The 12,671-nt window shown below is 65.6% G+C and carries 8 protein-coding genes; 2 read left to right on the top strand and 6 right to left on the bottom strand.

Annotated features, from left to right (window positions below):
* Positions 1-112: 112 nt before the first annotated feature.
* The 3 genes from UP06_RS39810 to UP06_RS12160 all read right to left on the bottom strand — a co-directional run bounded on the left by UP06_RS39810 (position 113) and on the right by UP06_RS12160 (position 4,075).
* A complete protein-coding gene (locus UP06_RS39810; RefSeq protein WP_082081374.1) occupies positions 113-361 on the bottom strand; it encodes a DUF1127 domain-containing protein in 249 nt (82 codons plus the stop codon).
* Positions 362-519: 158 nt separating this feature from the next.
* Positions 520-3,183, bottom strand: coding sequence for a bifunctional diguanylate cyclase/phosphodiesterase (locus UP06_RS12165; RefSeq protein ID WP_045002816.1), 2,664 nt, complete (start codon positions 3,181-3,183; stop codon positions 520-522).
* Positions 3,184-3,376: 193 nt separating this feature from the next.
* Positions 3,377-4,075 (bottom strand): TolB-like translocation protein, encoded by a 699-nt coding sequence (locus UP06_RS12160; protein WP_045002815.1) that lies wholly within the window; start codon positions 4,073-4,075, stop codon positions 3,377-3,379.
* A gap of 165 nt (positions 4,076-4,240) precedes the next feature.
* On the opposite strand from UP06_RS12160, the gene UP06_RS12155 reads away from it, so the two are divergent.
* Together UP06_RS12155 and UP06_RS12150 are read left to right on the top strand one after the other, a co-directional pair.
* The gene (locus UP06_RS12155; protein WP_045002814.1) at positions 4,241-5,239 is read left to right on the top strand and encodes a LysM peptidoglycan-binding domain-containing protein; all 999 of its coding nucleotides are present in this window, start codon (positions 4,241-4,243) and stop codon (positions 5,237-5,239) included.
* A 146-nt stretch (positions 5,240-5,385) separates the two neighbouring features.
* Positions 5,386-6,651, top strand: coding sequence for a Spy/CpxP family protein refolding chaperone (locus UP06_RS12150; RefSeq protein ID WP_245305458.1), 1,266 nt, complete (start codon positions 5,386-5,388; stop codon positions 6,649-6,651).
* 12 nt (positions 6,652-6,663) lie between these two features.
* Here the strand turns inward: UP06_RS12150 and UP06_RS12145 are convergent, their stop codons facing one another.
* The 3 genes from UP06_RS12145 to UP06_RS12135 all read right to left on the bottom strand — a co-directional run bounded on the left by UP06_RS12145 (position 6,664) and on the right by UP06_RS12135 (position 12,610).
* Positions 6,664-7,491 (bottom strand): hypothetical protein, encoded by an 828-nt coding sequence (locus UP06_RS12145; protein ID WP_245305457.1) that lies wholly within the window; start codon positions 7,489-7,491, stop codon positions 6,664-6,666.
* Positions 7,492-7,832: 341 nt separating this feature from the next.
* Positions 7,833-10,280 (bottom strand): adenylate/guanylate cyclase domain-containing protein, encoded by a 2,448-nt coding sequence (locus UP06_RS12140; RefSeq protein ID WP_045002813.1) that lies wholly within the window; start codon positions 10,278-10,280, stop codon positions 7,833-7,835.
* A gap of 230 nt (positions 10,281-10,510) precedes the next feature.
* A complete protein-coding gene (locus tag UP06_RS12135; protein WP_045001033.1) occupies positions 10,511-12,610 on the bottom strand; it encodes an AsmA family protein in 2,100 nt (699 codons plus the stop codon).
* Positions 12,611-12,671: the final 61 nt, after the last annotated feature.

Genomic DNA, 12,671 nt, shown 5'->3' with positions numbered 1-12,671 from the left:
TCGGTCTCGACGCCTTCGGCCACTCCGAGAGCTGTCCGCTCTCGGAGCCAACGGAAACATTCGCTGGTCGCGCCGGAATTTCGCTTTCTGACCCAACGTGGACGTCGAACAGCTATCGGCTATCGCGCCACGCAGCCAGGTACAATGGAGACCTGCGCACTTCTTCAACGGTGGTCTTCGATAAGCCCATGTCGGCGAGCAGCCGGTCATCAAGTTCGAGAAGCTGCCTGTACTGGGATCGTCGTTCCCACTCCAGTGTTATTCCAACGAACCACGACAACGGGCTGTTCCAGGACCATCTGGAAACCCGAAAGGATGGAGACCCTGCATCGAGAGTGCTTATTGAATTGCCGCAAGGCATGTTTCACCTCCGTATTGGAGCGAAACAACGCTTGGCTGCGGAGGCTCATCGGGCGGTTGTCAAAGGCCCGAGGAATTCTTGTATCACGCGTCTCTCAGGGGCTCAAGCGATCGTAAGCGGACGTCAACCCATGAAGCCGTCGTGCGGTTTGCCGCGCCTTAAGCCGCCGCCGCCTGCTTCGACAGCAACTGCTTCAACTTCGCCGCCGGCACGGCCGGGCTGAACAGCCAGCCCTGCATCTGGCTGCATCCGAGTTTTCGCAGCACGTCGCGCTGGGCCTCGGTCTCGACGCCTTCGGCCGTCGTCGCCATGTGGCGGGCCGCGGCCATGTGCACCACGGCCTGGACAATCGGCGAGGAATCCTCGGGCTCGCCGATGTCGCTGATGAAGCTGCGGTCGATCTTGATCTTGTCGAAGGGGAAACGGTGCAGATAGCTCAGCGACGAATAGCCGGTGCCGAAATCGTCGAGCGCAATGCGCACACCGAGCTCGCGCAGCTGCTGGAGGATCGTCAACGCCTCCTCATCGTCGCGGATCAGCACGGTTTCGGTGATCTCGATCTCGAGCCGCCCCGGCGCCAGGCCTGATTCCGCAAGTGCGGCGGCGACCTTCAGCGCCAGCGTCTTGGAACGGAACTGCACCGGCGAGACGTTGACCGCGATGTGGATATCGCCGGGCCAGGAGGCCGCCTCGGTGCAGGCCTGCCGCAAGACCCATTCGCCGATCTCACTGATCAGGCCGGTGTCTTCCGCGACCGGAATGAAGTCTGCGGGCGAGACCATGCCGCGCTCCGGATGGTGCCATCGCAGCAGCGCCTCGCAGCCGGTGACGACATTGGCCGCCAGATCGACCAGCGGCTGGTAGTGCACCTCGAACTCGCCGCGGACGAGCGCCTGCCGCAAATCGAACTCGAGCTGGCGGCGCAGCCTGGCCTTGGCGTCGTATTCGGGCACGAAGATGCGGAAGGTGCCGCGCCCTTCCGATTTCGCCGCATACATCGCCAGATCGGCGCGCTTGAGCAGATCGTCGAGATTGTCGCCGTGGTCGGGCGCGATCGCGATGCCGATGCTGGCATCGGTCGCAATCTCCTGGCCCTTGCAGTCCACCGGCGTGCGCAACGTCGTCAGGATCTGCTCGGCGAGCGCGGTCAACTCGGCCTGGTCGCAGGTGCCGGCCTTGATGATCGCGAACTCGTCGCCGCCGAGCCGCGCCACCAGATCGTTGCCGCTGACGCAGGCGCGCAGGCGGTTCGCGACCTGGCGCAGCAGCTCGTCGCCGACTTCGTGGCCGAGCGAATCGTTGACGCCCTTGAACTCGTCGACGTCGATATAGAGGATCGCGAACGGATTGCCCTGGCTGAGCTCCGCCACGCGCCGCTCCAGATGCCCGCGCATCAGCACGCGGTTGGGCAGGTCGGTCAGCGCGTCGTAATGCGCCATATGCGCGATGCGCTCGTCGGCGCGGATGCGCTCGGTGACGTCGTCATGGGTGGCGAGCCAGCCGCCGGCGGTGCCGGGCTGGTTCTTGATTTCGATCAGCCGGCCGTCGGACGTCTCCACGATGGAGCTCTGTGTCTGCCCAACGCTGCTCAAGATGCCGTCGCAATAGCTGTCGACGTCGCCCTCGAACGAGCCGGTGTCGGCGCGGTGCTGGATCACGTCGCGGAAATGGACGCCGGGCTTCACCACGGCGGTCGACAGCCGGTACATCTCGATGTAGCGGCGATTGCAGACGATGAGCCGCTCGTCCTGATCGAACATCAGGAGGCCCTGTGTCATGGTGTTCAGCGCGGTGTCGAGCCGCTGCTTCTCCACCGAGAGCCGGCCCGTCATCTGGCGGAAGATCAGGAACAGCGTCAGCGCCAGCAGGCCGATCGACAGCACGGCCACCGTGACGAAGAATTTCGTTTGCGTGCGCCAGGTGGCGAGTGTCGCGTCCAGCGACTTGGTGGCGACGATGACCAGCGGCTCGCCGGTGAGGAGGCGAGAGGCGACGATCCGGTCCTTGCCGTCGAACGGGCTTGCGAGCTGGGTCGTGACGAAGGTGCGTTCGAACACGGCTTTCTGTTCGGGCGAGCCGGTGCGGTAGTTCTTTCCGATCATGTCGTCGACATGGGGGACACGCGCGAGCAGCTGGCCGTTCTGGTGGTGCATCGCGATCGAGGAATCATCGCCGAGGCCGGTGGAGGCGAAGAACGATTCGAGCTGCTCCGGTGCGATCGCGCGCGAGACTATGCCGAGGAATTCGCCATGCGGGCCGGACACGCGCCGCGCGATCACGATCGCCGGACCATTGCCGAACCGGCCGGGCACGACCTCGATCTCTTCCTGCGCAATCGGATCGTTCTTGAGCCGGTTGAAATAGCCGCGGTCTGACACCGAGATGTCGGCAACCGGCCAGCGCCGCGACGAATTGATCAGCACGCCATTGGAATCGAACACATTGGCGCCGGCGACGTCGGACCAGCCGCTGGCCTTGGCGCGCAGCACCTCGTGCATGGCGAGGGTGCTCATCTGGCTGCGGAACAGGTCGGCGGACTCGATGCCATGGCTTTCGAGCTCGGCGATGACGCTCTTCTGGAGCACCGCGAAATCCGCGAATTCGCGGTCGAAATGGCGGGTGAGCAGCCGTACCGCGCTTTCCAGGCTGTCGCGGCCGCTCTCGATCGCGTTCTGGCGGAAGCGGTCGACGGTGAGCCCGGTGCCGACGGCGGTTGCGGCCATCAGCACGAAGCCGCCGACGATCAGCCACGTCAGCGGCGCGCCCCGCCAACGGCGGAGCAACGCGCGCAACCGCGCGGTCCATCGAATTGATGCGCCCATCCAGCCCTCCGCTGGGATGCAAGATGCAGCAAAACCGCCAAGACCCCGTTACCAGTGAGGGTTAGGGAAGTATGAATCGGCACAAAGTCAGGGGGGTGGCTTGTTGGCCGGGGGAGGAAAAAGTGATGCGATTACAGCGGCCGTTCTACTGTGCATGGGGTTGTTTTCGAGGTTTTTGCGAAACTCCAATCCCTCACTGCCGCCGGATCTCCCATTTCAGCGCCGCCGCATTCGCCTTGGCGAACATCGCCGGCACGTCGAACGTCCCGGTCACGAGATCATAGCGGCATTGCCAGCCGCCCAGTCCCTTCACGGCGACGTTCTTCGGATGCTTGTCATACTCGCCGCCGAGCGAGATCACGAGGTAACGGTTGTCGGGCCACGTCACGTCGAGCCAGCGATAGGCCTCTTCGGTGCCTTTCACGAGATTGGCCGAGATGTGGTAGTCGAGCTTGGCGAAGTTCTTTGTCTCCGGCCGGCCGTAGAAATAGGCCCAGGCGAGATCGCTGAGCGACTTCTTTGTCGCGCTCGCGAGGGTACCGTTCTCGACATGGTAGAGATAGAGATCCTGCTCACCTGAGCCGGTCTTTTGCATCCGCACCAGCCATTGCGAATCGGGGGTCCAGCGGAAGCCGGCGCCATAGCCCTGCTCCGGCTTCAGCTCCGTCATCTGCTCGCCGTGCCGCGCCCAGACCTGCCATTTGACGTCCCAATCCCCGCCGTCCTTCATGTACTGCTCGAGCTTGGTGGCGCCGTCAGGCGAGGTGAAGGCGAGATCGGCATTGTCGGTGAGGATGTAGCCCGGCGGCGGCCCGGAGGCGGCAAGCGCGGGGGCGGCGACGAGCGTCAGGACAAGCGCCAGAAATGGTGCGGGACGGCAAAATAGGGTCACGGGAAAAATCCCTTGAAAAATGGTCGCAAAAAATAGCCGCAAGCGCGGCCTCGCTCATTTGACGCCGACGGGGCCAGCTCGGTTCATCCCATCGACTGTCTTGCTGCCGCAGCCAAATCGGCGCAATTTGCCGGGGCTGATTTGCGACTTAAGGTTTGAAGTCTGATGATCACTGCGTCCAAGGCCTTCATTGCATTCTGTCTGCTCGCATTGGTCGGCACCGTGCTGGTGGTCGGTCCCACCGAGCTGCGTCGCCTGCTGCCGGGCGGAGGGAACACCGAGATCGCCGTCGCCGCCAAGCCTGAGACCAAACCTGAAGCCAAGGCAGCGCCAAAGGCTGAAGAACCGAAGCTCGCTGCTGTTGCACCGCCCGCGCCGGCCGACGCACCGAAGACGGGTGCGCTCGCCGAGACCGAGAGGCAGGTCACCGCCGCGCTCGCCGATCTCGCACCGGTCAAGCCGCCGCCGGCCGCAACCGATTCCGGCCCCCGTTTTGACGTGGCGCGCGTCGACGATCACGGTGAAGCGGCGGTGATCGCGGGCCAGGCCACCCCCGGCGCGAAGGTCGAGCTGCTGCGCGACGGCCAGCCGCTCGACACCGTGGTGGCCGATGCATCGGGCCAGTTCGTGATGACCCCGCCAAAGCTTCCCGCCGGCAGCTATGAGTTGACCCTGCGCGCCAAGGCGCCGGACGGCACAGTCTTGCAATCCAGCCGGACCATGCCGGTGACGATCGCCGAAGCCGCCCTGCCGCCTGTGCGTGTTGCACCGCCCGTCGCCAGACAGGAGACCAAGCAGGCTGAGAAGCCGGTCGATAAATCGGACGTCGTCGCGTCCCTGCCGTCCCCGCGCCTGGCCGCGGCGCCGGCTCGGCCCAGAATGATGGGCGCGGCGAAGCCCAGGCTCATGGCGACAGCGCCAGCCGCCTCTGCGGGCGCGACGGTCGCATCGGCTTCGCCTTCGGACGTCTTCAACGGTGCTGCGGCGGACGCGGGTGGGAGTCGAGTCATCGCACGCGGCGACAGCCTGTGGACTCTCAGCCGTCTCGCTTACGGCGACGGCGCGCGCTACGCGGTGATTCTCAACGCCAACCGCGAAAAGATCCACAATCCCAATCTGATCTATCCCGGCCAGACGTTTGTGCTGCCGCAAAAGGCGCAGTGAGGGCGGTCGCCGCGACGCTTTGACCGCCACGCCCCGGAACCTTTGGTTCCGCCGCGCGTCTTTTCCATGCGGCGCAATGCGCGCTGGAGGAGGACCAAGACGTGGTCAACTCAGTGGTCAACTCGGTGGTCATGCCGAGATCACGCATGAGACTAGCGCTGGCCGGCGCGCTGCTCATTGGTCTGGCAGTGCTGCTGCCGAATCCGGCCCAGGCGCAGTTCGGATTGCGCGGCGGGCCGCTTGGTGTTGCGCGCTTCGCCGTCGGTCACGTGATCGGCCTGTCGCGCCTGCGCCATGCCCGCATGGCGGTGCGTGGCGGCCGCACCCGTGACGCTGCGTTGCGGTCGCAAGATCCCCGTAATGATCCGCGCGGCGCCGAGCGTGGCCAGCCGGCCAATCCCTACATTTTGCGCGCGGCGCTGACGGCAGGAGCCGCGCTGTCGGGCTGGCATGGCGGCCGCCGTCCGCAGGGCTGGTGGCGGCATCCCGACGGCAGCTATGGCTGGGTCGGTCCGGTGTTCTGGCCGTTCGCGCATGACGATCTCACCAATGCAGTCGTCTTCGGCGATACCACCAGCCTCTCGCTCTATGGCTATGGCGATATCTATGCCGCGATCTTCGCACCCTATGCGGCCCCTGAGCTCGCCGCCTACACCGCGCCGCAAGGCAGGCGCGCGCGAAGAATTCCCTCAGTGGAGAATGTCTGCGACGCCAGCGACACCGGTGGCCTGCCTGTCGAGCGCATCATCGCCGCCGTGCAGCCGAACGAAATGCAGCGCACCGCCCTCGATGATTTCAGCGCGGCCTGGCTAGCAGCGCGCGATACGATCCGCGCCTCATGCCCGGCGCAAGCGCCAGCGACCGCGCCGGAGCGCCTTGGCGTGATGCAGTCCCGCCTGGATGCGATGATCAAGGCCACCGATGCCGTCGCGCCGCCACTGGCAAAATTCGTCGATCTCCTCGACGACAATCAGAAATCAAAACTCGATGCACTGGTGAAGGAGCGCCACGCCGCGCTTGCATCGATCCAGCACAAGGACGCACAGGCGTCAGCCTGCGAGGCGGACAGCGATCCCCGCTATGACGAGCAGGCCCAGCGCCAGTACCAGCAGCTCGTCCAGCAGCAATGGCCGGCCGGCGATATCGCCACCTCCTTGCGCCTCGACGACACCGCGCGCGCGCGCCTCGACGTGCTCCAGGACACCACGCTGCGTACCCTGGAGACGCTGAGCGCCTGCCCGTCAAAGGCAGCCGTGACACCGCAGGCCCGCCTCGCAGCCGTCAAGGCACGGCTGGAGAAGATGCTGCAAGCGGTCAATGGCGTCGCTGATGCGCTCGACGATTTCGAGGCCGGCTTGAGTGACGAGCAGAAGGCGGCCTTCGAGGCGATCGGACCGAAGCGGGGGACGTAGTTTGCCTTCCCGTTACCCGCACGCCCAGTCGAACTTCATATCCCTAAAATCGAGCTGCGCATTACCGCCGCCGAAATTGTAACCGCCGAAATATTCCTCGAACTCGACGTAGAACGGGCTCATCTCCGGCACGGGCTGGCAGGGCCGCATGGTGCCGCCGAGATGGTTGGGGGCGTGGTCCTTGCCCCAATCATGCAGGCGGAAATTGTCGCGGCTCGGGACGCCGCCGACATAATAGTAATAAGGCTGATAGCCGGTCGGCGGGTTGCGCCTGGTGTGCTCGTCCTGCGGACCCTTGCCGGCATTCGGATCGGTCGCGCGCGGCGTCGACGTAATCGCGCGGTTCTCGGCGAGATCAGCGCGCGGCGGACCGGCGAACATCTTCTTGGCGTAAGGCGCGGCGGCCTCATGGAAGGCGCTGGCGGCACCGACATCGAGCCAGCGCGGCCGCTCCGCGGTGGCAAGCGTAAGCGGCGCCGGCGGCGTCGCGAATGCGCCGTCATACTCCCGCGCCGTCAGCAGCAGCGCGGCATATTCGTAATCGAGGATGTCGGTCATGCGGGAGAGGCGCGGATGTGAGGGGCGCGCTTGCACCGCTTCACGAATCTCGGGATCGTCAGGCGCGCCGCCATCATTGTGGTCGGGCGCCGTGGCAAAGAACGACACCGCGACGATGTCCTCGCCATGCACGCGATAGTCGTCCGGCAGTTTCAACGTAAAGCCGTGCATCAGCGGATAGCCGGTGACGGGATCGAGCGGCCATTGCTCGCTCGTGATTCCCGGCGGCAGGCCATAGACCCAGCCATGGTCGCGCGCACGCTCAGCGGGACGGTCCAACATCAGCAAATCATACGCACGCGAAGGCAAGACAAACGCCACGATCGTCTCCATCCGGATCTGAGCCTCGACGTTGAGGCGATCGTTGGTCGCGGGGAGGCGGGAGGTGGTTCGTGAGAGAGGTGGGGGAATTCGCAGGCGAGATCATTCGCAACGCCGGCGCCTCAACCTCCAATGTCGTCCCGGCGAAGGCCGGGACCCATAACCACAGGGTGCAGTTTGGCGAAGATTGGTCGATCGGTACTTCTACCTCATGTAGTCGATAGATTCCGCGGTATGGGTCCCGGCCTTCGCCGGGACGACGTGGAGAAACAGTCTGCGCTCCTGACCGTTCCACAAAGAACTTACCCCCTCCGCCTTGCGGCCGAGGCATCCACCACGTTCTCCACCTCCTCGCGCCAGGACAGAATCTCCATCGCCAGCACGGGGTGATTGAACCCCTTGAGCTGGAGATCGTCGAGTGCGCGAGCTTCGACCCATTGCTCGACGATGCCGTAGACGCGGCGGCTGACCACGATCTGGTCGGCCTTGGCCTCGCCGCAGAGGCGGGAGGCGAGGTTGGTGACGCTGCCGATCGCGGCATATTCCAGCCGCTGCTCGAAGCCGACCTGGCCGAGCGTGGCATAGCCGAGCGCAATGCCGATGCCGAAGCCGAGGCTATGCCCGCGGTTGCGCCAGCGCTCGGTCAGCGGCCCGATGGTGTCGCGCATCTCCACCGCCATCTTCACGGCGCGCCTGGTGTGGTCCTCGAACTGGATCGGCGCGTTGAACAGGATCATGACGCCGTCGCCGGCATATTTGTCGAGCGTGCCCTCATATTTGAAGATCAGCGTGCCGAGCGCGGCGTGATATTCCCGCAGCACGTTCATCGCCTCTTCCGGCTCGGTCGCTTCCGTGAACGCGGTGAAGCCGCGCAAATCGCAGAACACCACGGTCACCTCGCGGCGCTGGCTGGTGAGCAGCCCCTCGGGACTGTCGGAGGAGGCGATCAGCTGCGCCACCTGCGGCGCCAGGAAACGCTCGAGCTTGCGGATCCGCTCGATCTCGCTGAGCTGGGTCTCGACGCGCTCTTCGAGCGACTTGTTCCAGTCCTTGAGCTGCTCGGTCTGCTCGCGCAGCTTGTCGGCCTGGTCGCGCACGGTCTCGTGCGCGGTCTCCAGCGCATGGCTCTTGTGGTCAACTTCAGTGAACAGCCGCGCATTGCGCATCGCCAGCACCGCCTGGTTGGCGAAGGTCCGCATCAGGCCGATGAGGCTGCCTTCGAACGCGCCGCGGACGCGGCGCAGCACCACCAGCGAGCCGAGCGTGCCCTGCTGGTCCACCAGCGGCACCACCAGCACCGAATGGAAGCCGGCATCGACCGCGGCGTCGCGCAGCGGCTGCTCGGGCGCGTGGTCGAGATCGGCAAGCGCGATCGGCTCGCCGCTCCTGGCGGCATCGCTCAAAATGTTCTCGCCTTCCTCGATCGTGATGTGGGCGCCGTCGGCCGATTTGTCGATGCCGTTGGCCTCGACCAGGTCGAAGCGGCGCGCGTCCGCATCATAGCCGTAGATCAGCACCGCATCGGCATGGCTGATCTCCAGCGCGCGGGCGGCGATCGTCGGCAGCACGGCGTTGAGGTCGAGCGAGGCGGCGACCGCGCGGCCGACCTCTTCCAGCACCTTCAGCTCGTTGATCGACTGCGCGAGATCGCGGGTGCGCTCTTCGACCTTGGTCTCGAGGTCCGTATAGGTCTCCTGGAGCTGGCCGGCCATGCGGTTGAACTGGCCGGCGAGCTCTTCCAGCTCGTCGGAGGTGTGCACGTCGATGCGGTGGCTGAAGTCACCCTCGCCAAGCTTGTGTGCACCGTTGCGCAAGGCCGTGATCGGGATGATCATGCGGCGCGCCAGCAGCGTGCCGGCGAGGATCGCGACCAACAGCCCCATGCCGATCAGCAGCGCAATGCGCACGAGCTGGTCGCGGATCGGCGTCAGCGCCTGCGCGGTCGGCTGCTCGAACAGCACGTTCCAGCCGAGCTTCGGCACGGTGCTCGCGGCGGTCAGCACCGAATGGCCATTGAAGTCGGTGCCGAACGTATCGCCGTCGCGGCCGGGGGCGATGGCGGCTGCGACCTGCGGCAGCTTCGACAGATCCTTGCCGACATCGGGGCCCTTCGACGAGGTCGCGAGCACGCGGCCGCGAGCGTCGACCACATAGGCGAAGGCGGCCTTGCCGAGCTGGGCATCGGCGAGGTAGTCGGAGAGGAAAGAGAGATCGATCTCGGCCACGGTGACGCCGGCATTAAAGCCGGAATGCGCCACCGAGATCGATATCACCGGCTTCTGATCGACGAAAGAGGCCGGCGAATAGCTCACCCCGCGCGCGACCGTGTCGGTGAAGCGCATGTCGCGGGAGAGATCGGCATTGCTGCCGGTCGTGGTCGATTGGCGCGAGACGCGCAGCACCTCGCGGCCGTCGCCGTTGAGCTGGAACAGCTGGGAGACGACCGAGACCTGATGCAGCAGCTGGGCGTAGTCGGCGCGGCGCTTCTCGAGCGTGTCCTGGCTTGCCCGCGTCACCCAGCTGATCTGGCGTTCGAGCTCGGAGACCGACTGCTCCATGCGCCTTGCGGCGGCCTGCGCCTTGTCCCCGAGGGCGTCGGTCAGCGACGTCGTGGTGGCGCGGTAGGAGATCCAGGTCTCCATCGCGCCGTTGACGGCGAGCACGAACACGACGAGGCCGACGAGGGAGACGACGTATTTGGCGAACAGGCCCTCGCGCAGAAACCGAATCTTGCCTTTCGCTCCTGCCATCCGGATCCTCTCGCGCCGCGACGGACGCCGGCGCTATGGGCCGCACGGGCCCTTACGACCTTCTATCACAATTTGGGCCAGGGAACCGGCAAGGAGCCGACAAGGGACGGGCGGGGATGGCCGGCGGCGGCCCAAATGCCGCAGCCGTCCTTCTCATCCGTTCGGATGAAGAAGTGGAGGGGGTGCGGGTGTAAGGACCGCATTGGAGTCTGGAAGCGTTGGTCCGAACATCACCGATTGAAGAGCTGCCGCATCACGTCGTTCATCGGCTGGCTGTCCTGCTGCGCGACCGGCGGGTCTTGAGTCGGCTGGTCTTGAGTCGGCTGGGCTTGGGTCGACGGGGCTTGGGTCGGCGGCGCGGGCGAGGCCTGCGGTGCCGGCGTGGTCGGTGTTCCCGGCAGGCCGCGGCTGCGGATGCCGGTTCCAGGGGGGGTGGACAGAGGGCTGTTGGACAGTCCCTGCTGGATCATATTGCCGATGGCCTGGCCGAGTGGGCTGTCCGGCCCCGGCAGCTTCATCTGCGGGTTGGCGCTGCCTGCTGCGTTGCCGCCGCCCGGCGCGGCGCCGCCGAGCCCAAAATTACCACCAAGATTGCTCAACATGTTACCGAGCCCGGCGCCGTCAGGCCCGAACAGACCCTTGCCCATCTCGCGCAGCTTGGCATAGGCGGCATCCGGATTGTCCATCATGCCGCTCATGTCGGGATAGATCTGCGGCTGCGACCAGGAGCCCGAGATCATCACGGGAATGCCGAAGCCGACCGGTTCGGAGGTGCGGCCCTGGCCTTCGGTGGTCATGACCAGCTTCGGCTCGACGCGAAAGCCCAGCATCTTGGTGTCGAGTGCGATGGTGCCGGCGCCGGTGATGCGCACCAGCGGTCCGACCAGGTTGAAATCGGTCGTCACCGCCTGGCCCTTGTCGATGCGGAAGGAGGCGGAGAGTTGCGACAAATCGGTGCTCTGCTCGGTGCTCCCTGCCTCACTGTCCTGCCAGCCGGACAGCTTGCTGGTCGTCAGCGAGCGGATCATCTGTGCGACATTGATGCCGCGGATGGCGCCGTCCTGGAAAGTGACGAAGGCCGTGCCCTGCATGTTCGCCATCAGCGCGCGCTGGCTGGGGCCGGCGCTGCGCAAAGCGAGCTTGGCTTGCATCTTGCCGTCGACCCGGTCGAACTCGGCAAGGCCCTGCAGCAGCGGCAGCGCCCGCACGCCGACGATGTCGGAATGCATGGCAAAGCTCGGTGCGCCGGAGGTTGCATCGAGGATCATCTCGCCCGAGACCTGGCCGCCATAGGCGCCGAGATTGGCGGTGCCTGTCTTCAAGATGCCGCCGGCGAGTTTTGCATCGAGCGCCAGCGGCGCAAGGCGCGCCTGGCCGATGATGGCTTCGTTGGCCGAGATCCTGATTTGCGCATCGACATAGTTGAGCCCGGAGACATCGATCGGGGCATCGCTCCAGGGCTGCGCGGTCGCGCCCTCGGGCGATTTTGCCAGCGGAATCGTCAGCCGCTGGAAGTCGAGATCGACCTTCACCAAAGGCTTGCTGGCAATGTCGACCGAGGCCCAGCCGTTGAAGGCGCCATCGCCGAGCGTGCCGTTGACGCCGTTGATCATCACCATCGGCCCGTTGAGGCGCAGCTCGGCATGGCCTGCGAGCTGCGAGGACAGCACGTCCGGCATGTCGATGACGAAATCCACCGGCGTGGTCTGCCGCTCGACCGGCGGCGCCGGCGTGGTCGCCTTGATGTCGAACCTGGTCGGGTGCTCGCTGATGCGCGCCGTGCCGGTGACCTTGATCGTGCGGTCGCGGCCCATGATGGCGTCGGCGTTGATGGCCGTGATGCGGCTGTCGACGCGATCGCGCACGCGCGAGAATGCGACTTCGCCGTTGCTGATCTTGAAACGGTCGATGGTCGCACCATCCATGTCGGGCGCAAGCGCCGCTGGCGATGCATCGGCATTCGGCAGGCGATCGCGCAGCATCGGCAAATAGAGCACCGGATGGGTGACGACGATCTCGCTGATCTTCGGACGGCCCGACCATGCGCTGGACAACGACATGTCGACCTGCACGCGCTCGATGGTCAGGCGCGTGATGCCGCTGCGGTCCTTGGGGTTCTGGAGCGTGAGGTCGCTCAAGGCGACGTTCAGCGTCGGCCACAGGCTGATCTTCGTGGTGCCGTCGATCGACAGGCGATAGCCGCTCGCCTGCTCGACGCGCGAGGCAATCGTCGAGGTCAGGAAGCCCGAGGGGATCCCGACCACCAGCAGGAGCGCGATCACGATGATGACGGCGACCACCGCCGCCCCAGTGAATTTAACTGCTCTCATGTCGACGTCCCAACGACGGACAAGCGGCGTCGAAACCCGCCCGGTCACCCGTCCCTCGCGC

The sequence above is a fragment of the Bradyrhizobium sp. LTSP857 genome, assembly GCF_000938285.1.
Taxonomy (GTDB): Bacteria; Pseudomonadota; Alphaproteobacteria; order Rhizobiales; family Xanthobacteraceae; genus Bradyrhizobium.
This window is presented reverse-complemented; position numbering and strand designations above follow the sequence as displayed.